Here is a 19,689-nt window from a genome sequence, read left to right as displayed (position 1 = left end):
TCAGTACACGTCGCGCACGTAACGCTTCTCGGCCACCAGCTGCTTCTTGAAGGCCAGGGCACCTGCCTCGTCCAGCTTGCCGTGGATCTGGGCGATCCGCAGCAGGGTGTCGTCGACGTCCTTGGCCATCCGGGCGGCGTCACCGCACACGTAGAAGTGGGCGCCGTCGCGCAGCCACGCCCACAGCTCGGCGCCGTGTTCGATCATCCGGTGCTGCACATAGATCCGCTCGCGCTGGTCGCGGGAGAAAGCGAGGTCGAGGCGGGTGAGGAAGCCGGAGCGGAACATGTCCTCCAGCTCGCTCCGGTAGTAGAAGTTCTGGGCGGCGTGCTGGTCGCCGAAGAACAGCCAGTTGCGCCCGGTCGCGCCTACGGCCCGGCGTTCGTGCAGGAAACCACGGAAGGGGGCGATGCCGGTGCCGGGACCGACCATGATCATCGGCACGGTCGGGTCGAGCGGCGGCCGGAAGTGCGGAGCGCGCTGCAAGAAGATCGGCACCTCGGTGCGTGCCCGATCGGCGAGGAAGGTGGAGCACACCCCGCCGCGGCGGGCGGTGTCACCGGTCGGCTCGCCGTAGCGGACGACGCCGATGGTCAGCTCGACTTCGTCCGGGGTGGTGAGCGGGCTCGACGAGATCGAGTACTGGCGTGGCTGAAGCTTTTTCAACGTCCCCAGCCAGTCGACCAGGTCGGCGCGCACCGGGAAGTCGCGTAGCACGTCGACGGCCTGGCGGTCCCACAGGTAGCCGGCGAGCTCGTTGCGGTTGTCGCGCCGCAGCAGCTTGGCCAGCTGCGGGTGCGGGTTGCGTTCGGCGATGAAGGCGAGCAGATCGTGACCCACCTTGGTGATGTCGTATCGCGTGCGCAGCGCCTCGGCGAGGGCGAATTCGCTGTCGTCGACCTCGATCACCCGATTGCCGTCGAGCCCGGTGGCGGTCAGCCATTCCGCGACCAGTTCGGGGCAGTTCTCCGGCAGAATGCCCAGCGAATCCCCGACCTCGTAGCCTGCTTCGAGGCCACGCAGATCGAACCCGAAGCGGCGCACCTCTTTCGGCGAACCAGGCGCGCTGAGCACGTCGTTGCGGACGAGTGTGGCCCGCACCGGCGACTGGCGGGTGAAGGGCGCGGGTGGGGTGCGCTGCGCGCGGCCGGGCGCGCGGTCGAGCACGGTGGTTCCGCCTCGTCCAGCCGGTCCGCTGGTGAGCCGCGATGCCGGTCCACCAGTTGTCGGCGAGTACGGCGAACGAGATGGACCACCGTGTCGGACAGTGTGATTCGCGTCCGTGCCGGGGGTGCCGACGGCGTTGGGTCCGAACGCGCCGCCCGCATGCGTGTCGGACAGTGCCGAGCGGTGCTGAGACGACGGCCGCGCGGTCGCGGAAGGGGTGGTCGACAGACTCTGCGGTGGTGTCGCGCCGTTCGCGACCGACGGTGCGGTGCCCGACGGTGACACCGACTGCGGGGGCGTCCAGCCGTTCGGGGGTGTGCCCCCGGCCTGCCCCGCGTGGTCCACCGGTACGTCCAGCGCAGACACCGAAGCGGTCGCCGCCGACAGCGAACCGTGCTGTGGCTCGGTGCCGGTCGAGTCGTCGTCGGTGGCCGCGGCGGCGGCGCTCGACTCGCCGAACACGGCGAGGAGATCATCGATCCACTGGTCGGCGGCATCGGCGAAATCGGGCTCGCTGTCGACGCGGGGGAGCAGCGGTGTGGCCCCGCGCTCGGCGAACAGGCGGTCGAGCTTGCGGCCGTGACCGCAGAAGTCGTCGTAGGAGGAGTCGCCGAGGGCGAAGACCGCGTAGCGGACCTGGTGCAGGCGGGCCGTGCTGTCCTCGAGTCGAGTCAGGAAGTCGGCGCCGTTGTCGGGTGGGCCGCCGTCGCCGAAAGTGCTGGTGACGAGCAGGACATCGCCGGTGAGGGTGGACAGTTCGCAAGAGTCCATCTCCAGCAGTGCCGGCAGCAAGCCCTCGGCGGTGAGCTGGTCGGCGACGGTGGCGGCGAGCTCTTCGGCATTGCCGGTCTGCGACGCCCACAGCACGGTCACCGGGGTCGGCGCCGTGGCGTCGACATCGAGCTCGGTGAGAACGGCGGTGCGTGAGTACATCCCGGCGAGCAGGCCGTCGATCCAGAGCCGGGACCTGGCCGACAGCGGCGCGGTCTCGGGCAGCACCGGCTGACCGGTCACCGGCAGCGACTGCAGCGCCGCCAGGTAGCCGCCGAGGTAGACGCGTTCGGTCTCGCTGAGCGTCGGCGACGCGCCCGCGTCGAGACCGAGGATCGCGGCCAGCGGATGCGCGACCGGTGCCGCGAGCGGCTGGGCGGGCGCGGACTCGGGTGTTGCGGCGGGGCCGACCCGGCGCAGCGCTACCGCGCATGCCTTGAATTCGGGCTGCAGGGAGGCGGGGTCGACCGCGTCGTTGGTCACCGCGTTGATCGTCAGATATTCACCCTGTTCGTCATTCCAGTGGAAAGGAGCGAAGCAATCACCGGGGCGCACCCGATCGCTGATCCGCACCGGCAGCACCGCGCGGCCGCGCCGCGAGGCGATCTCGAGCTGATCGCCCTGGCGTAACGCGAGGCGTGCGGCGTCGTCGGGATGGACCTCGACGAACGGCGCGCCGTTGAGCTTGGTCAGCTTGGCGATCTTGCCGGTCTTGGTCATGGTGTGCCACTGATGTTGCAGCCGACCGGTGTTCAGCAGGAACGGGTAGTCGTCGTCGGGGAGTTCGGCGGCGGGCAGGTGCGGACGGGCGAAGAACACCGCGCGCCTGCTCGGGGTGGCGAAGGCCAGGCGTGGGGTGTTGCCGTCGGCATCGACGTGCAGCGGCTGGTGCACGCCGTCGTTGCGGTAGCGGATCGGGTTACGCGGCGTGGCACCGTCGCGGCACGGCCACTGCATCGGGCCTTCACGCAACCGGTCGTAGCTCATGCCGCTCAGGTCGTATCCGGTCGCCGGGTTGGTGAACCGCTGCAGTTCGGCGAAGACCTCGGCGCTGGAGGCGAAGTCGAAGCCGGGGAACCCCATTGCCGTGGCGACCTGCGCGATCAGCAGCCAGTCGGGGCGGGCGTCGCCGACCGGATCCACCGACTGCTGCAGCAGGGTGACATTGCGCTCCGAGTTCACCATCACCGCATCGGTTTCGGCCCACAGCGCGGCGGGCAGCAGCAGGTCGGCGTAGGTGTTGGTGGCGGTCTCGGTGTAGGCGTCCTGCACCACCACCAGCTCGGCCGCCTCCAGCCCCGCGATCACGGTCTTCCGGTTGGCCACCGTGGCGACGGGATTGGTGCAGATGATCCAGGCGGCCTTGATCTCGCCGTCGGCGAGGCCACGGAACATGTCGATTGTGCCGGGGCCCGCCTCGGTGCGCAGGGTGCCCGCTGGCAGGTCCCATGCGGTTTCCACGAAGGCGCGGTCGGCGTCGGCGAGCAGGCTGCGCTGCCCGGGGAGGCCGGGGCCCATGTAGCCCATCTCGCGCCCACCCATGGCGTTGGGCTGGCCGGTGAGCGAGAACGGACCGCTGCCGGGGCGGCAGATCGCGCCGGTGGCCAGGTGGAGGTTGATCAGCGCGTTGGTGTTCCAGGTGCCGTGCGTGGATTGGTTGAGCCCCATCGTCCACAGCGACATCCACTCACCCGCCTCGGCGATCATCGATGCCGCGGTGCGGATATCGGCCTCGGCCAGTCCGGTGAGCTCGGCGACCCGGTGCGGCGGATAGTCGGCGAGGAACTCGGGCATCGCCGCCCAGCCCTCGGTGTGCTCGGCGATGAAGCCGGTGTCGATGGCCTCGTCGGCGACGAGCAGGTGCAGCAGGCCGTTGAGCAGCGCCAGGTCGGTACCGGGGGCGAGCTGCAGGAACAGGTCGGCGCGGTCGGCGAGATCGGTGCGCCGTGGATCGACCACGATCAGCTTGGCGCCCGCCTTGAGCCGGTCGGCCATCCGCAGCGCCAGGATCGGATGGCAGTCGGCCATGTTCGCGCCGGTGACGAAGAACAGGTCGGCGTGCTCGAAGTCGTCGTAGGAGCCGGGCGGGCCGTCGGCGCCGAGCGACTGCTTGTAGCCGGTGCCCGCGCTGGCCATGCACAGCCGTGAGTTCGCCTCGATGTGCTTGGTCCGCAGGTAGCCCTTGGCCAGCTTGGTGGCCAGATACTGGGCTTCCAGCGACATCTGCCCGGAGACGTAGAGCGCGATCGCGTCGGGCCCGTGCTCGTCGAGGATCGCGCGCAGCCGGGTCGCGGTTTCGTGCACCGCCTCGTCGACCGGCAGCGGTACCGGGACCTGCCCGCGTTCGGGCCGGTGGTAGCCGGTATGCATCCGGCCGGGGGCGGTCATCATCTCCGCGTGGGTGGCACCCTTGGTGCACAACCTGCCCGCGTTCGCCGGATGCAGCTTGTCCCCGCTGACCTTCGCGATCACCCGAGCGCCGGACTGATCAGTCTTGGTGTGGACGTTAATGCCGCAGCCGACGCCACAGTACGAACACTGCGTCCGCACCATGCCCGTCTCCAGGGAGTCACCTTCGGCTGTCATGCGCTGCCCATTCGGCATGCTCGGGCGTCCTGCGTGGTGACGCAGGCTGCCGCCTCCGGAAGCTGACCTCTCATGCCATCGATCATCCGCACCTGTCGTTGCGCTCGATTTACCGAACGTTATGTCCAGGTGACAATCGACCTCACACACCGAAAATCCGGCGGTGAGGTCGATGCCGGAATATCGGCCCTGATCAGGGCGCATTCCGCGGGACGGCACCCGCGCGCGCCAGCACCCGCGGTGACCGGTTTCACGTCGGCGGACGCTGCGATTCAGCCCAGTTTGTAGCCGCGATGCAGCGCGACCACACCGCCGGTGAGGTTGCGCCACTGCACCGAGTCCCAGCCCGCGGCGGTGATCCGCCGGGCCAGCCTGCGCTGGTTCGGCCAGGCGCGGATGGACTCGGCCAGATACACGTACGCGTCGGGATTGGAGCTGACCGCCCGCGCCACCTTGGGCAGCGTTTTCATCAGGTACTCCATGTAGACGGTGCGGAACGGCCCGAACACCGGCGTGGAGAACTCGCAGACCACTACCCGCCCGCCCGGCTTGGTGACCCGCAGCATCTCCCGCAGTGCCAGATCGATATCGGCCACGTTCCGCAGCCCGAAGGAAATGGTCACCGCGTCGAAGGAATCGTCGGCGAACGGCAGTGCCATCGCGTCACCGGCGACCATCGGCACCTGCCGGAACCGGCCCGCGGCGAGCATGCCCTGGGAGAAGTCGGTGGCCACACACCATGCACCCGATTTGCCGAGCTCAACGGTCGAGACGCCGGTGCCTGCCGCCAGATCGAGAACCCGCTCGCCCGGCCGCAGCCCGAGCGCTCGCCGGGTGGCCCAACGCCAGTACCGATCCTGGCCACCGGAGATGACCGTGTTGGTGAGGTCGTAGCGCTTAGCCACACCGTCGAACATCGACGCGACCTCGTTGGGTTGCTTGTCCAGCGAAGCCCGAACCGGTTCCCGCTGCTCTGTTGTCGCCACGAATCGAGCTTATCCGGCCGTGGCCGCAGCGCTCTAGGCTGAGCGGGGCAAGCGGTCGCGCATCCCGGTGACGTCGGCGTAGTGCGTCATCAGTTCGGTGCAGATGGCAGGCCAGGTCCGGTGCAGTACCGACTTGCGGGCCGCCGCCGAGAACAGCGCGCGCTGACCCGGATCGCGCAGCGCCGAGACGGCGCTCGGCAACAGCTCGGCGAACCGGTCGACCGGCAACAGGTAGCCGTTGCGGCAGTGCGCGATCAGATCGCGTGGTCCGCCCGCGTCGGGGCCGATCACCGGCACTCCCGATGACAGCGCCTCCTGTACGCCCTGGCAGAACGTCTCGTGTTCGCCCGGGTGCACCATCACATCCAGGCTGGCGTAGTGCGTGGCCAGTTCGCCGCCGCCGAGTTCACCGGTGAAAACTGCGTCCGGCATCAGTCCGGCCAGGCGGGCGCGCTCCGGCCCGTCACCGACCACGACCAGCTGGATCGACGGGTCGCCCGCCAGCGCGGCGAGGCGCTCGACGTGCTTCTCCGGTGCCAGCCTGCCGACGAAGCCCACCACCAGCTTGTCGTCGGCACCGAGCCAGCTCGCCCGCAGTTCGGTGCTGCGGGTGGCCGGGTTGAACCGGTCGATGTCGACGCCGCGTCCCCAGCGGTGTACCCGGGGAATCCCGTGGCCGGCGAGGTCGGCGGCGGCCGCCGAGGACGGCGCGAGTGTGCGGGTGGCGCCCTCGTGGATCCGGCGGGTCCAGGCCCAGGCCGCCCTGGCCGCCAGCCCGAGACCGTAGCTCTTGGCGAAACCGGCCACATCGGTCTGATACACCGCGATCGAGGGCAGATCGAGCCGGGTCGCCGCGGCAAGCCCGCCCGCACCGAGCAGGAACGGCGAGGCCAGATGCACCACATCGGGGTCGAAGGCGGCGATCGCGGCGGTGATCCCTGGCTGCGGCAGGCCCACCGGCAGCGAGCTGACCTTCGGCACCATCATGGCGGGCACCCGGTGTACCGGGAAGCGGCCGTGGAAGCGCGGGGCCGGTGGGGCGCCGCGCAGGGTGTCGGGCGCCACGATCATCGCGTCGTGTCCGTGCTGGTCCAGGTGGTCCAACACCCGCAGTACGGAGTTGACGACGCCGTTCATGTTCGGCAGGAATGACTCCGAGACGATGGCTACGCGCACACTGTCAGAGTGACCGGTACATGGCGCATCACACCCACACCGACGTGAAGCCGGGACGAACAGCCGGAGAAGTTACGCCGCGTGTTGTCTGCGCCGCAGCAGCCACCACACCGGCAGTGCCAGCGCCCAGGTCACCACGATCACCGAGGTCGCGGGGATGATCGCAACCCGCGCGTCCCGCCCCGCGACCCGGACCAGATCGGGGTCGCGGGTGCTGTATTCGACATTGATCCGCTGACCGGCGGTCAGATTGGTCGGATAGAGGATGCCGACCTTCGGGTTGTGGGTCACCCCGTCGGGCGTGACGTACATGACCGCCGAACGCAACCGTCCCGCCGACAGCACCTCGCCGGAGGTCTGCCCCTGGTGCTGCTCGATCTCGTAGTCGTTGCGCCAGGCCGCGAGCACGAGCAGAACCATGAGCACACTGATCACGGTGGCCAGCCCGAGTACCGACCGACACGCCCGGCGCAGGCGCGTGGACCGTCGCTGCGACAGGCTCACTTCCGACACCCGGCACACAGTACCGTTGCGCGCATGTCCCGAAAATTCAGCTTCACCGTGCCCTACACCGTCCCGGTCGAAGATCTTCACCGGGCACTCGTCGACGACGCGGTCTGGCGCGAACGCTTCGCAGGCGCCCAGACCGCGACCCTCGAACTCTCCCACCCCGACGGGCCGGGTTCGATCCGCCTCCAGATGACCGAGACGCCAGGCCAGGACAAGGTTCCCGGCTTGGTGCGCAAGGTACTCAAGAGCGATCTGGTGCTCTCGCGCACCGACAACTGGCAGCCGCTGGACGGTGAGGTGGCCAAGGGCACCTTCTCCGGTCAGACCGGCGGCATCAAGACCGAGATGTCGGGCACCTATGAACTGCGTCCGACGGCCGAGGGCAGCGAGATCGAGGTCGTCGGCACCGTGACCGTGCAGGTGCCGCTGGTCGGCGGCGCGATCGAGCCGCTCGCCGAGCAGTTGCACCAGCGGGTCCTCAACAGCGAGCGCAAGTTCATCGAGGGTTGGTTCGCCAAGGCGTAGCGATCGCGACCGGTGCCGCCACCCGGCGGCACCGCGTCACTCGCGCGGCTCGACCAGCACCAGCCAGTTGCCCGAGTTGTCCCGGATGACCGCCTCGATGCCGTACGGGCGCTCGGACGGCGGCTGCACGAACTCCACCCCTTTCGCGGTGAGCTCCTCGAACGACTTGTGGCAATCGGAGGTCCGCAAGCCGAGCGCGCCATGGGTGCCGTCGGCGAGCGCGCGCCGCACCGCGTCGGCCATGTCGTCGGTCAGCGGCGGGCCGGGCACCATCAGCGTCACCTCCAGTTCGCGCTGATCCGGGTGCGCGACGGTGACCCAGCGGAAGCCGTTGTCGCCCATGCTCACATCGGCGGTCTCCACGAACCCGAGCTTGTCGATGTACCACTGCTTGGCGGCATCCTGATCGGTGACATACACGGTGACCAGGGAAACATTCGTAATCGTCGTCATGGTTCGAGGCTATGATCCGGGTGCCTCGCCGGGCTTCTCCGAAATTGCGGTGTCGGGCCGGACCCGGTCCGAGAGCCCGTGCATGAAGACGTAACAGCCGGGAATGTGTGGCGCGCCGTCGGCGAACTTCGCCTGATACTCGGTCGGCGTCACGCCGACGAGCTGGCGGAACTTGCTGCTGAACGAGCCGAGACTCGAGTACCCGACCAGCATGCACACCTCGGTGACGGTGAGATTGGTAGCCCGCAGCAGGTCCTGAGCTCGCTCGATCCGGCGCTCGGCCAGGTATACCGCCGGGGTTCGCCCGTAGACGGCGGTGAAGGCCCGCAGGAAGTGGTACTTGGAGACGCCGGCCGCCCTGGCGAGGTCGTCGAGATCGAGCGGATCGGCGTACTGCCGGTCGATCAGATCGCGGGCGGTCCGCAGATGCGGCAGTAGTGCCGGCACCGGTCGACGGGCCGTCCTGCTCATGAGGGTGTCCGCTCCGGCCTATGCGCGCCCCGCTCGGCGGTACGGTCCCGGTGCTCGTGCCGCCCGCTCATCGGCGCCCGGCATCGTCGCGAGCCGGTGCCCGGTCCGCCCGTGTCGCCGCCGTGCTCGCTCGCATGGGTTTCAGCTGAACGGCGCGAGATCGTCGGCGCGCAGCGACGCACGCCCGGCCAGCCGCCAGGCCCGCGCGGTGAGGTCGAGGTCCTCGTCGGTGACCAGGTTGCCCATCACCCGGACCGCCGTGCGCTGCAGGAATCTCGACCGCATCACCGGCGGGCCGCCGAGCGGCACCATCCTCGGGTGGGTGGCCAGCCCCGCGATCCGCCGTGCCACCGAGAAGGTGCGGCCGTACCGCGCGCGCAACAGCCTCGGCCACACCTGACTCAGGTCGGGCTCGTCCAGCAGCCCGGCCAGCATGTGCCCGCCCTCTAGTCCGTAATCGATGCCCTCACCGTTGAGCGGGTTCACACAGCCGGCGGCGTCACCGACCAGAACCCAGTTCGGCCCGGCGACGCCGGAGACCGCGCCGCCCATCGGCAACAGCGCCGAGGCCACCGCGCGCAGCTCGCCCTCGAGCTGCCACTCCTCCCGCCGCAGGGCGGTGTAGTGCTCGAGCAACGGCTTGAGCGCGATATGGGAGGGCCGTGCCTCGGTGGCCAGCGAGCCGACACCGATGTTCACCTCGCCGTTGCCGAGCGGGAAGATCCAGCCGTAGCCGGGCACCAGCTCGTCGGCGGCATTGCGCAGCTCCAGATGTGAGGAGATCCACTGGTCGTCGCTGCGGGCAGACCGGATATAGGCGCGCGCGGCGGTGCCGTAGGCGTAGCGGCGATGCCAGGTGCGGCCGAGCTGCTTGCCGATGGGGGAGCGCACCCCGTCGGCCACCACCAGTGTCCGGCAGCGCACGGTGTGGGTGTCCGCGCCGATCCGCACCGTCACCCCGGTGACCCGTGCGCCGTCGCGCACCACCTCGGTGACCTTCGCGCCGTCGACCATCCGCGCACCGGACTTGATCGCGGTCTCGCGCAGCTTGTCGTCGAGTTCGGTTCGGGGAACCGCGCTTCCGTAGGTCGGGAACGACCCGGCGGGCCACGGCAGCAAGGCTTCCCTGCCGAAACCGGCCATGCGCAGGCCGTGGTTCACCGTGTGGGCCCGCAGCCACTCGCCGAGGCCGAGGTGTTCCAGTTCGGCGGTGGCCCGCGGGGTGAGTCCGTCGCCACAGGTCTTGTCCCGCGGGAAGACGGCGGAATCGAGCAGCAGCACATCACGTCCGGCGCGCGCGGCCCAGGCCGCCGACGCCGAACCGGCCGGCCCTGCCCCCACCACCAGCACCTCGACGGCGGCTGGCAGGACGGCACGTTCTGCGGAGGCGGAATCCGGTGAACCCATGGCTCAATACTGGCACCCGCGGCCGCTGTGCGAGAGTGTCGGGTACACCGGGAACAGTGACTGTGTGACCGTGTTCATCGGCCCTGGCGCCGGGACACGCTAGGTTGCTACCCGTCGGGGTCGGACGCATCGCTGGGAGAAGATAATGAGCACATCGGCTGTGAGCGACGAGAGCACCGTGGTCGCCGGGGTTGACCTCGTCGATCCCGCACTCGCCGCCACCGTGCGCGACGGCCTCGCCGCCGTCGAGCAGCTGCTCGTCGACGAGCTCTCCGACGGTGCGGAGTTCCTGCAGGAAGCGGCGCTACATCTGGCCAGGGCGGGCGGCAAGCGGTTCCGGCCGCTGTTCACCGTGCTCACCGGCCAGCTCGGGCCGAACCCCACCGATCCCGCGCTGGTCACCGCGGGCACCGTGGTGGAACTGGTGCACCTGGCCACGCTCTACCACGACGACGTGATGGACGAGGCCACCCAGCGGCGCGGTGCGGAGAGCGTCAACTCGCGCTGGGGCAACAACATCGCGATCCTGGCGGGCGACTACCTGTTCGCGCACGCTTCCCGGCTCACCTCCACTCTCGGCCCCGACGCGGTGCGCATCATCGCCGAGACCTTCGCCGAGCTGGTCACCGGCCAGATGCGGGAAACCATGGGCGCCAAGCAGTCTCAGGACCCGGTGGAGCACTATCTGCGCGTGGTGTGGGAGAAGACCGGTTCGCTCATCGCCGCGTCGGGCCGCTTCGGCGGCACCTTCTCCGGCGGCGACCCCGAGCACGTCGAACGGCTTGCCCGGCTCGGCGATGCGGTCGGCACCGCCTTCCAGATCTCCGACGACATCATCGACATCTCGTCTTCGGCCGAGCAGTCCGGCAAGACGCCTGGCACCGATCTGCGCGAGGGCGTGCACACCCTGCCGGTCCTCTACGCCCTGCGCGAGCCGGGACCCGACGGCGACCGGCTGCGCACCCTGCTGGCCCGGCCGCTGGCCGCCGATGCCGAGGTCGAGGAGGCCCTGGAGCTGTTGCGCCGTTCGCCCGGCATGACCAAGGCCAAGACCAAGCTGGCCGAATACGCCGACCTCGCCGACACCGAACTGGCCGCCCTGCCCGCGGGACCGGCCAACGACGCGCTCACCAGGCTGGTCCGCTACACCATCGAACGCGTGGGCTGACCAGGAACTATCCGGCCCTCTCGGACGTTCTCCACGCATGCCCAATGGAGTCAAGACTTTCGGATTGATGGTCGGGCTTTCGGCGCTGATCGTCGCGATCGGGGCGATGTTCCGCAGTCCGACGATCCTGATCATCTCGATCGTGCTGGCCGTCGGCATGAACGCCTACGCCTACTTCAACAGCGACAAACTGGCGTTGAAGGCGATGCACGCCCAGCCGGTCAGCGAACTGGAAGCGCCGGTCATGTACCGGATCGTGCGGGAGCTGGCGACCACGGCGCGCCAGCCGATGCCGCGGCTCTACATCAGCCCGACCAACGCGCCCAACGCGTTCGCGACCGGCCGCAATCCCCGGCATGCCGCGGTGTGCTGTACCAGCGGCATCCTGCAACTGCTCGACCAGCGTGAGCTGCGCGCGGTGCTCGGGCACGAACTGTCGCACGTCTACAACCGCGACATCCTGATCTCGTCGGTGGCGGGCGCGATGGCCTCGATCATCACCGGCCTGGCCAATATGGCCTTCTTCGCCAGTTCCTTCGGCAGCAGGGACGGCAACGGCCCGAACATCATCGGGGTGCTGCTCGTCTCGCTGCTCGGTCCGATCGCGGCAGGTCTGATCAAGATGGCGGTGTCCCGGTCGCGGGAGTATCAGGCCGACCAGTCCGGCGCCGAACTCACCGGCGACCCGCTGGCGCTGGCCTCGGCGCTGCGCAAGATCGAACGCGGCGTCCAGGTAGCCCCGCTGCCACCGGACCCCGAGCTCACCAGCGAATCGCACCTGATGATCGCCAACCCGTTCCGCGCGGGCGACCGCATCGCCCGCTGGTACAGCACCCACCCGCCGATGGAAGAACGCATCCGGCGGCTGGAGGCGATGGCAGGCGGCACCCACTGGCACTGACGGCACCACCACGTTCTCGGCCGCCTCGCCGCCGAGCAGCGAGACGTAACGCCGCAGGCGCAGTATCGCTGCTCGGCGGCGAGGTTACGAGGCCGAGAACCCGCGGCGCCAGCCGCCTAGCTATCTGTAGTTGACGAACTGCAGGGCGATGCCGAAGTCCTCGCCCTTGAGCAGCGAGATCACCGCCTGCAGGTCGTCGCGCTTCTTGCTGCTCACGCGCAGCTCGTCGCCCTGGATCTGCGCCTTCACGCCCTTGGGGCCCTCGTCGCGGATCTTCTTGGAGATCTTCTTGGCCTTCTCGGTATCGATGCCCTGGACCAGCGAGCCGGTGATCTTGAACACCTTGCCGGAGGCCTGCGGTTCGCCTGCGTCGAACGCCTTGAGCGAGATATCGCGGCGGATCAGCTTCTCCTTGAACACCTCGAGCGCGGCCTTCACTCGTTCCTCGGCGTTCGCGGTGAGCACGATGGCCTCCTCGCCGGACCAGGCGATCGTGGCGTCGGTGCCCTTGAAGTCGTAGCGGGAGTTCAGTTCCTTCTCCGCCTGGTGCAGCGCGTTGTCGACCTCCTGTCGATCGACCTTGCTCACCACGTCGAATGACGAATCAGCCACACTGCGCTCCTGTCCATGAAGGTCCACCCGAACTCCGGCCGGAGGTCTACCGGCCACCGAGACAGTTGTACCCGCACAGGTGACCCGGCACTGCTCGCAGGGGGGGGCTGTGCAGGCGGTTTGCATTGCCGGGGTGGGTTCGTTGTAAGCTTCTTCAGCGCACCGCGAGGCGGCGCACAAGGCAGATTGCCCGAGCGGCCAATGGGAGCAGACTGTAAATCTGTCGGCGAGAGCCTACGTAGGTTCGAATCCTACATCTGCCACATCGAACCCCGTCGATCATCACGATCGGCGGGGTTCTTTGGTATCGCGGAGGCGGTCTCGGCATGCGTGCGTGGTGGCATGGCTGGGAGGTGGCCGGGGAGTCACCCGTGTGCTCGCGTGATCGGTGGGCTGTGTGCCGAAAAAGTGGCCGTGATCAGGCGATTTGGTGGTGCTGGCTGGTAGTGTGTAATCTCGTTCAGGACGCCGGAGCACGGGGTCGCGCTGATCGGCCCGCCGATACAGACTCTGTGCCACGTTGTCATGCCCCCTTAGCTCAGTCGGCAGAGCGTTTCCATGGTAAGGAAAAGGTCAACGGTTCGATTCCGTTAGGGGGCTCGCCGGATTGCCGGTGTGGTGACCGACTTTCCCGCCGGCATCCACCGTAATAGGTCCGCCGTGGCGGTGTAGCTCAGTCGGTAGAGCAAACGACTCATAATCGTTGTGTCGCCGGTTCAAGTCCGGCCATCGCTACCAATAACGACTCAGCCCAGACCGGAAAGAAGGCATATCGTGGCCGCGAAGTCCACCGATGTCCGGCCAAAGATCACCTTGGCCTGCGAAGAGTGCAAGCATCGCAACTACATCACCAAGAAGAACCGGCGCAACGACCCGGACCGCCTCGAGCTGAAGAAGTTCTGCCCGAACTGCGGAACCCACCGGGCGCACCGCGAGTCGCGCTGATTCTCCAGAACATTTGCCGAAGGCCGGACGAAAGTCCGGCCTTTCTGCGTTTCGCCGAAGGTCGGGGCGGCCGCTAGGGGGGCGAATTCACACCCCCCGGTGGGCATCGGGATCGGCTACGTGTGAGTAAGGTCCAGAGTTGTGACAGTGAACACCGGAACCGACGAAGCGGTCACCGCCGCAGCCGCCGAACCGTTCGATCCCGCCGCGCACGCGGCCGCGATGGTCGGCCACCACTACCGTGTCGACGACTACTACGAGGTCGGCCGCGAGAAGGTGCGCGAGTATGCCCGTGCCGTGCAGGACTACCACCCGGTGCACTGGGAGGAGGACGCCGCGCGGGAGTACGGCCACGACGGCCTGCTCGCCCCGCTGACCTTCATCTCCCTGGTCGGCATTCTCGCCCAGCGCAAGCTCTTCGAGCAGATCGTCACCGGCTACGACCTGAGTCAGATCATGCAGACCGACCAGATCCTGGAATTCCACCGCCCGATCCGGGTGGGCGACCAGCTGACCTGTGATGTGTACCTGCATTCGTTCCGGCAGGCCTTCGGCGGCGACATCATCGTGACGAAGAACATCGTCACCGCGCAGGACGACGAGCTCGTCCTCACCACCTACACCACCCTCATCGGTCGCAGCGGCGGTGACATCGATCCCGCCATGTCCGACGCGGTGCGCAATATCCTGATGCACGGCCTCGGCGACGAGGAGCCCGCCCACCACGCGCCGCTCGACGCGCACACCGAGATCACCCCGGATCCGGTCACCAAGCAGCCCGAATCCTACGTCAGCGCACACGCGCCTGCCTTCGACAGCGTGTCGGCGGGCGACGAACTGCCACCGCGTACCGTCCGGCTCACTCGCGGCGATCTGGTGAACTACGCGGGTGTATCCGGCGACGCCAACCCGATCCACTGGAGCGACGAGATCACCAAGCTGGTCGGCCTGGACGACGTGGTCGCGCACGGGATGCTCACGATGGGTCTCGGCGGTGGGTTCGTCACGTCCTGGCTCGGTGATCCCGGCGCGGTGAAGGAGTACAACGTCCGGTTCACCAGTCCGGTTTACGTGAGCGCCGACGCGCCCGCCGAGGTGGAGTTCACCGGTAAGGTGAAATCGGTCGATCCGGAGACCAGGACCGCGGTCGTCGCCATCACGGCGAAGTCGGCGGGCAAGAAGATCTTCGGGCGCGCCACGGCAACTGTTCAGCTGTCCTGACCTGCTCGCCTGTGCCGGATTGGCACATTCGGCACGGGGTAACGTACACTCGGGACTCTGGGGTAACCGGCTGCTGCGCGCCGACCTTCCTGGGGAGTAACTCCCCTTGGAAGCGGCGCGCCTGTTGTGTCACACCAGAGCTCGATAATCGAATATCGACACTGTGGTTGGGCGTCACAGCTCAGGCTGGTCCAACCGAAGGGGCGTAGCTCAATTGGCAGAGCAGCGGTCTCCAAAACCGCAGGTTGCAGGTTCAAGTCCTGTCGCCCCTGCCCTGAATGCCAGCGACGAGAGAGGATCGACGTGACGGACGAGCGGGATACTCGCGCCGAAGACGGCGACGACACCGCCGCTGCCACTCGGCCGAGCGGCAAGCGGTCTGCTCGTCGTGCGCGTCCGTCGGATACTCCGGCGGACAACGGCTCGGTCGCCACGATCGATCGGCCCACGTCGCTGCGCAAGGCGGACAAGACTGCCGGGCAGGCCAAGACGGGCAACCCGTTCAAGCGGCTGATCAAGTTCCTGCGAGAGGTCATCGCGGAACTGCGTAAGGTGATCTGGCCGAACCGGAAGCAGATGGTCACCTACACGGCCGTCGTTCTGGTGTTCGTGGTCTTCATGGTCGCGTTCATCGCCGGGATCGACGTGGCGTTCGTCAAGGGTGTCGACTGGCTGTTCGGCTGACCGCCGACACCCACGCCGGTAGCCGTTCGCGGGCCGGAACGGCGGAGTGTGCCTCCGCGCACCCGACCCGGCCCAGAGGATGTACGTGACGACACAGGAAGCGAGTGCCGAAGTGAGCACCCCGGAGAACGAAACCAACGACGAGTTCCCGGTTGACGACACGGTCGTGGCGGAGACCGCCACCGACGACGTCGAGGCCACCACCGAGCTCGCTGACGCCGATGTGGCCGACGAGGCCGCCGCCCCGGCCGTCGCCACCGAAGAAGACCCCGAGGCCGACCCGGTCGAGTCGATGAAGGCCAAGCTGCGCCGCGTCCCCGGCGACTGGTACGTCGTGCACTCTTACGCCGGCTACGAGAACAAGGTCAAGACCAACCTCGAGACCCGCGTGCAGAACCTCGGCCTCGAGGACTACATCTTCCAGGTCGAGGTGCCCACCGAAGAGGTCACCGAGATCAAGAACGGGCAGAAGAAGAACGTCAACCGCAAGGTGCTGCCCGGCTACATCCTGGTCAGGATGGAACTGAACAACGAGTCGTGGGGCGCGGTGCGCAACACCCCCGGCGTCACCGGCTTCGTCGGCATGACCGGCGGCGGCCCCGGCGCCAAGCCCACCCCGCTCACCATCAACGAGGTCGTGAAGTTCCTGGTCCCGGCCGGCGCGCAGGCGCAGAAGAAGGCCGCCGCAGCGGCCGCGTCGACCACCGCCGACACCGCCGCCGCGGCCACGGGCAAACCGGTCATCGAGGTCGACTTCGAGGTCGGCGAGTCGGTCACCGTGATGGACGGCCCGTTCGCGACGCTGCCCGCCAGCATCAGCGAGGTCAACGCCGAGCAGCAGAAGCTCAAGGTGCTCGTCTCGATCTTCGGTCGCGAGACCCCGGTGGAGCTGAACTTCACCCAGGTCTCCAAGATCTGATCCGATCCAGCTTTTCGGCCAACGGCATCGCTTCGGCGGTGCCGTTGGCGTTACCGCACCCGCCCGCGATCGCCACGATGCGGTTCGGTAGAGTGTGACAGTTCGTGTGTTCACCCGCGCCGTCGTCTTTCCGGCGGCGCGACGGTCGTGCGCGAATGCCGGGCTTGGACCCGGCGCGGGAGCGATCCCGCAACAGGCTTACGGCAACCGTAAGGAACCGAAACCCAAGGAAGAAAGATGCCCCCCAAGAAGAAGAAGCTCGCCGGGATCATCAAGCTGCAGATCCAGGCCGGCGCCGCGAACCCGGCCCCTCCGGTCGGCCCCGCGCTCGGTCAGCACGGCGTCAACATCATGGAGTTCTGCAAGGCGTACAACGCCGCGACCGAGTCGCAGCGTGGCAACGTCATCCCGGTCGAGATCTCGGTGTACGAGGACCGGTCGTTCGACTTCAAGCTGAAGACCCCGCCCGCCGCCAAGCTGCTGCTCAAGGCCGCCGGTGTGCAGAAGGGCTCGGCCGAGCCGCACAAGACCAAGGTCGCGAAGGTCACCATGGACCAGGTCCGCGAGATCGCCAAGACCAAGGCCGAGGATCTCAACGCCAACGATCTCGATCAGGCCGCCAAGATCATCGCCGGTACCGCGCGTTCGATGGGTATCACCGTCGAGGGCTGAGTCGAACGACTCCACGGTGGGAGGGCCGGCCAGGCCCGACAACCACAGCTGAATCCCGAACTGTAAGGACAGAGAAACATGGCAAAGCGAAGCAAGGCGTATCTCGCCGCTGCTGAGAAGGTCGATCGCGACAAGCTGTACTCCCCGCTGGCCGCCGCGCGGCTGGCCAAGGAGACCTCGACCACCAAGACCGATGCGACCGTCGAGGTCGCCGTTCGTCTCGGTGTCGATCCCCGTAAGGCCGACCAGATGGTCCGCGGCACCGTCAACCTGCCGCACGGCACCGGTAAGACCGCCCGCGTCATCGTGTTCGCCGCCGGTGAGAAGGCCGCCGAGGCCGAGGCCGCCGGTGCCGACGCCGTTGGCGCCGAGGACCTGATCGAGCGGATCCAGGGCGGCTGGCTCGACTTCGACGCCGCGATCGCCACCCCGGACCAGATGGCCAAGGTCGGCCGCATCGCGCGTGTCCTCGGCCCGCGTGGTCTGATGCCGAACCCGAAGACGGGCACCGTCACCAACGATGTGACCAAGGCCGTCGCCGACATCAAGGGCGGCAAGATCAACTTCCGCGTCGACAAGCAGGCCAACCTGCACTTCGTCATCGGCAAGGCCTCGTTCGACGACGCCAAGCTGGTGGAGAACTACGGCGCCGCGCTGGACGAGATCCTGCGTGTGAAGCCGTCGACCGCCAAGGGTCGCTACGTCAAGAAGATCACGGTTTCGACCAACACCGGCCCGGGCATCCCGGTGGATCCGAACCGCACCCGCAACCTCCTCGACGAGGATGCGTGAACTTCTGACAGGTAGCCCCTGATCGACCGCGAGGGTGGGAACGCACTGCGTTCCCACCCTCGCGGTTTTCCGGGGTCAGTCGTTCTTGCGCCAGCCGAGCAGGACCGATTCGCCACGCTGCGGTTTCCACGGCAGGAAGATCGCCACGATCAGCGCGCAGACCAGCACCGCGCCGGTCGCCACGAGCGAGGCGGCGTGCGCGCCCTGCAGCGTGGCCGTCTTCATGGCGACGATGAGGTTCTCGCGCTGGGTTTCGAAGAACGGCGCCAGTTCGCGTTTGCGCAGCTCGAGCACGCTGAGCGGGCTGGCTTTCACCAGGCTCTTCTCGTTGTCGTTCATGATCCCGGCGGGGATGGCGTCGATCCGGTCGGCGATCCGGCTGGTGTAGTACGAGGCGACGATCGAGCCGAGTACCGCGACGCCGAGGGTGCCGCCGACCTCGCGGGTGGTGTCGTTGACGGCCGAACCCGCGCCTGCCTCGTCGAGCGGGAGCGAGGACATGATCGACTCCGTCGCCGGGCCCTGCACGATGCCGAGGCCGAGTGCCATGAACACCATCGCGGGCAGCACGCCGAGCACATACGTGCTGTCGACGGTCACCTGACCACCGAGGTAGAGCCCGAGGCCGATGAGCAGCAGGCCGGTCACGATCACCGCGGTGGCGCCGATCCGCTGGGCGAGCAGGGTGGCCACCGGTGCGCCGACGGCCACCGAGAAGGCGAAAGGCAAAGAGGCGATACCGAATTCGAGGGGTGTGTATTCGCGGACGCCCTGGAAGTACTGGGTGATCAGGAAGAGGAAGCCGAACATCGAGAAGTAGCCGCTGGCGATGGCGAGCGCGGGCAGCGAGAATCGGCGATTGCGGAACAGCCGCATGTCGAGAATCGGTGCGGCCGAACGCAGTTCCCAAGTGACGAAGGCGGCGAGCAGCGTGATGCCGAGGGCGAGCGTACACAGCGTGGTGAGCGAGAGCCAGCCGTTGTGCGGTGCCTCGATGATCGCCCATACCACCAGCGTGATGCCCGCGATGGACAGCCCGATTCCGGGTAGATCGAGCCTGCCCACCTGCTCGGCCCGCGATTCCGGCACCCACAGCAGGGTGGCGACCAACGCGATCAGCGCCACCGGCACATTGATCCAGAACACCGAGTGCCAGCTGAAGTGTTCGAGCAGCCAGCCGCCCGAGATCGGGCCGATGGCGATGGCGAAACCGGCCATCGCGGTCCAGGCTGCGATGGCGAGCGCGCGTTCGCGCCGGTCGGTGAAGATATTGATGATCAGGGCGAGGGTGGCGGGGAAGACGGCGGCGGCGAACACGCCCATCGCCGCGCGGGCCGCGATGACCTGCGTCATCGAGTCGGCGAGCGCGCCGCCGACCGACATCACGCCGATGCCGATCAGACCGATGAGCATGACCCGTCTGCGGCCGTAGCGGTCGCCGAGATTGCCCGCGGCGAGCAGGAGTCCGGCGAAGGTGAGGGTGTAGGCGTCGACGACCCACTGCAGCCCGGAGACTCCGGTCTGCAGCTGGACCCCGATGGACGGGAGCGCGACATTGACGATGGTGTTGTCGAGAACGACCAGCAGTTCGGCCAGACAGATCACGGCGAGGGCGAGGAAGCGCCGGGAACGCCGGTCCAGCAGCATCGGTGGAGCGACTATGGAGGTTGCCATAGTTCTGGAGTGAACCAGATTGATGTCACCTCGCGTAACACCTTTTTCC

The 19,689-nt window shown here is 67.9% G+C and carries 18 protein-coding genes and 4 tRNA genes; 13 read left to right on the top strand and 9 right to left on the bottom strand.

Going from position 1 to position 19,689, the window contains the following annotated elements; translation table 11 throughout:
• The 4 genes from ACFOW8_RS13625 to ACFOW8_RS13610 all read right to left on the bottom strand — a co-directional run bounded on the left by ACFOW8_RS13625 (position 1) and on the right by ACFOW8_RS13610 (position 7,199).
• The gene (locus ACFOW8_RS13625; protein WP_378550881.1) at positions 1-4,524 is read right to left on the bottom strand and encodes a molybdopterin-dependent oxidoreductase; all 4,524 of its coding nucleotides are present in this window, start codon (positions 4,522-4,524) and stop codon (positions 1-3) included.
• A 272-nt stretch (positions 4,525-4,796) separates the two neighbouring features.
• On the bottom strand, positions 4,797-5,510 hold the full coding sequence (locus tag ACFOW8_RS13620; protein ID WP_378550879.1) for a demethylmenaquinone methyltransferase: 714 nt from the start codon (positions 5,508-5,510) through the stop codon (positions 4,797-4,799).
• A 33-nt stretch (positions 5,511-5,543) separates the two neighbouring features.
• Entirely contained in the window at positions 5,544-6,686 is a 1,143-nt protein-coding gene (locus ACFOW8_RS13615) for a glycosyltransferase family 4 protein (protein WP_378550877.1), read from the bottom strand.
• 72 nt (positions 6,687-6,758) lie between these two features.
• Entirely contained in the window at positions 6,759-7,199 is a 441-nt protein-coding gene (locus ACFOW8_RS13610; RefSeq protein ID WP_378550875.1) for a DUF3592 domain-containing protein, read from the bottom strand.
• Between the two features lie 24 nt (positions 7,200-7,223).
• Between ACFOW8_RS13610 and ACFOW8_RS13605 the strand changes: the two genes are divergently transcribed.
• Positions 7,224-7,721, top strand: coding sequence for a DUF2505 domain-containing protein (locus tag ACFOW8_RS13605; protein WP_378550873.1), 498 nt, complete (start codon positions 7,224-7,226; stop codon positions 7,719-7,721).
• A 36-nt stretch (positions 7,722-7,757) separates the two neighbouring features.
• Here the strand turns inward: ACFOW8_RS13605 and ACFOW8_RS13600 are convergent, their stop codons facing one another.
• From ACFOW8_RS13600 to ACFOW8_RS13590, 3 genes are all read right to left on the bottom strand, one after another.
• The gene (locus ACFOW8_RS13600; protein ID WP_378550871.1) at positions 7,758-8,174 is read right to left on the bottom strand and encodes a VOC family protein; all 417 of its coding nucleotides are present in this window, start codon (positions 8,172-8,174) and stop codon (positions 7,758-7,760) included.
• A gap of 9 nt (positions 8,175-8,183) precedes the next feature.
• Entirely contained in the window at positions 8,184-8,645 is a 462-nt protein-coding gene (locus ACFOW8_RS13595) for a helix-turn-helix transcriptional regulator (RefSeq protein ID WP_378550869.1), read from the bottom strand.
• A 141-nt stretch (positions 8,646-8,786) separates the two neighbouring features.
• Entirely contained in the window at positions 8,787-10,052 is a 1,266-nt protein-coding gene (locus ACFOW8_RS13590; protein WP_378550867.1) for a geranylgeranyl reductase family protein, read from the bottom strand.
• A 145-nt stretch (positions 10,053-10,197) separates the two neighbouring features.
• Here ACFOW8_RS13590 and ACFOW8_RS13585 point away from each other — a divergent pair, with 145 nt between their 5' ends.
• Entirely contained in the window at positions 10,198-11,220 is a 1,023-nt protein-coding gene (locus tag ACFOW8_RS13585) for a polyprenyl synthetase family protein (RefSeq protein ID WP_378550865.1), read from the top strand.
• 37 nt (positions 11,221-11,257) lie between these two features.
• Entirely contained in the window at positions 11,258-12,121 is an 864-nt protein-coding gene (gene htpX, locus ACFOW8_RS13580) for a zinc metalloprotease HtpX (protein WP_378550863.1), read from the top strand.
• A gap of 120 nt (positions 12,122-12,241) precedes the next feature.
• Here the strand turns inward: htpX and ACFOW8_RS13575 are convergent, their stop codons facing one another.
• Positions 12,242-12,733 (bottom strand): YajQ family cyclic di-GMP-binding protein, encoded by a 492-nt coding sequence (locus ACFOW8_RS13575; RefSeq protein ID WP_378550861.1) that lies wholly within the window; start codon positions 12,731-12,733, stop codon positions 12,242-12,244.
• Positions 12,734-12,913: 180 nt separating this feature from the next.
• Here ACFOW8_RS13575 and ACFOW8_RS13570 point away from each other — a divergent pair.
• The 10 genes from ACFOW8_RS13570 (at position 12,914) to rplA (ending at position 17,966) form a co-directional block, all read left to right on the top strand.
• Positions 12,914-12,996: transfer RNA gene (locus tag ACFOW8_RS13570), tRNA-Tyr, on the top strand.
• 264 nt (positions 12,997-13,260) lie between these two features.
• Positions 13,261-13,333 (top strand) — tRNA-Thr (locus ACFOW8_RS13565).
• Between the two features lie 62 nt (positions 13,334-13,395).
• A tRNA-Met gene (locus ACFOW8_RS13560) sits at positions 13,396-13,471 on the top strand.
• A gap of 36 nt (positions 13,472-13,507) precedes the next feature.
• Positions 13,508-13,678: a 50S ribosomal protein L33 gene (gene rpmG, locus ACFOW8_RS13555; protein ID WP_019049401.1), complete on the top strand. Its 171-nt coding sequence runs from the start codon at positions 13,508-13,510 to the stop codon at positions 13,676-13,678.
• 147 nt (positions 13,679-13,825) lie between these two features.
• A complete protein-coding gene (locus ACFOW8_RS13550; RefSeq protein WP_378550859.1) occupies positions 13,826-14,899 on the top strand; it encodes a fused (3R)-hydroxyacyl-ACP dehydratase subunits HadA/HadB in 1,074 nt (357 codons plus the stop codon).
• 199 nt (positions 14,900-15,098) lie between these two features.
• A tRNA-Trp gene (locus tag ACFOW8_RS13545) sits at positions 15,099-15,171 on the top strand.
• Positions 15,172-15,202: 31 nt separating this feature from the next.
• On the top strand, positions 15,203-15,583 hold the full coding sequence (secE, locus tag ACFOW8_RS13540) for a preprotein translocase subunit SecE (RefSeq protein WP_378550857.1): 381 nt from the start codon (positions 15,203-15,205) through the stop codon (positions 15,581-15,583).
• Between the two features lie 112 nt (positions 15,584-15,695).
• Positions 15,696-16,502: a transcription termination/antitermination protein NusG gene (nusG, locus tag ACFOW8_RS13535; protein ID WP_378551189.1), complete on the top strand. Its 807-nt coding sequence runs from the start codon at positions 15,696-15,698 to the stop codon at positions 16,500-16,502.
• Positions 16,503-16,739: 237 nt separating this feature from the next.
• On the top strand, positions 16,740-17,174 hold the full coding sequence (gene rplK, locus ACFOW8_RS13530; protein ID WP_378550855.1) for a 50S ribosomal protein L11: 435 nt from the start codon (positions 16,740-16,742) through the stop codon (positions 17,172-17,174).
• 78 nt (positions 17,175-17,252) lie between these two features.
• Positions 17,253-17,966, top strand: coding sequence for a 50S ribosomal protein L1 (gene rplA, locus ACFOW8_RS13525; RefSeq protein ID WP_378550853.1), 714 nt, complete (start codon positions 17,253-17,255; stop codon positions 17,964-17,966).
• Between the two features lie 75 nt (positions 17,967-18,041).
• Here the strand turns inward: rplA and ACFOW8_RS13520 are convergent, their stop codons facing one another.
• Complete coding sequence (locus ACFOW8_RS13520; protein ID WP_378550851.1) at positions 18,042-19,640, bottom strand: MFS transporter; 1,599 nt, start codon at positions 19,638-19,640, stop codon at positions 18,042-18,044.
• Positions 19,641-19,689: the final 49 nt, after the last annotated feature.

The sequence above is a fragment of the Nocardia rhizosphaerae genome (assembly GCF_042650365.1).
Lineage (GTDB): Bacteria > Actinomycetota > Actinomycetes > Mycobacteriales > Mycobacteriaceae > Nocardia > Nocardia rhizosphaerae.
Note: the sequence above shows the minus strand (reverse complement) of the source record. Positions and strands in the feature narration are given on the sequence as shown.

Excerpts from the sequence above, each read along its gene's own strand:
- ACFOW8_RS13625 (WP_378550881.1), bottom strand. The coding sequence starts at position 4,524 with ATGACAGCCGAAGGTGACTCCCTGGAGACGGGCATGGTGCGGACGCAG.
- ACFOW8_RS13605 (WP_378550873.1), top strand. The coding sequence starts at position 7,224 with ATGTCCCGAAAATTCAGCTTCACCGTGCCCTACACCGTCCCGGTCGAA.
- ACFOW8_RS13600 (WP_378550871.1), bottom strand. The coding sequence starts at position 8,174 with ATGACGACGATTACGAATGTTTCCCTGGTCACCGTGTATGTCACCGAT.
- ACFOW8_RS13595 (WP_378550869.1), bottom strand. The coding sequence starts at position 8,645 with ATGAGCAGGACGGCCCGTCGACCGGTGCCGGCACTACTGCCGCATCTG.
- ACFOW8_RS13590 (WP_378550867.1), bottom strand. The coding sequence starts at position 10,052 with ATGGGTTCACCGGATTCCGCCTCCGCAGAACGTGCCGTCCTGCCAGCC.
- ACFOW8_RS13585 (WP_378550865.1), top strand. The coding sequence starts at position 10,198 with ATGAGCACATCGGCTGTGAGCGACGAGAGCACCGTGGTCGCCGGGGTT.
- htpX (WP_378550863.1), top strand. The coding sequence starts at position 11,258 with ATGCCCAATGGAGTCAAGACTTTCGGATTGATGGTCGGGCTTTCGGCG.
- rplK (WP_378550855.1), top strand. The coding sequence starts at position 16,740 with ATGCCCCCCAAGAAGAAGAAGCTCGCCGGGATCATCAAGCTGCAGATC.
- rplA (WP_378550853.1), top strand. The coding sequence starts at position 17,253 with ATGGCAAAGCGAAGCAAGGCGTATCTCGCCGCTGCTGAGAAGGTCGAT.
- ACFOW8_RS13520 (WP_378550851.1), bottom strand. The coding sequence starts at position 19,640 with ATGGCAACCTCCATAGTCGCTCCACCGATGCTGCTGGACCGGCGTTCC.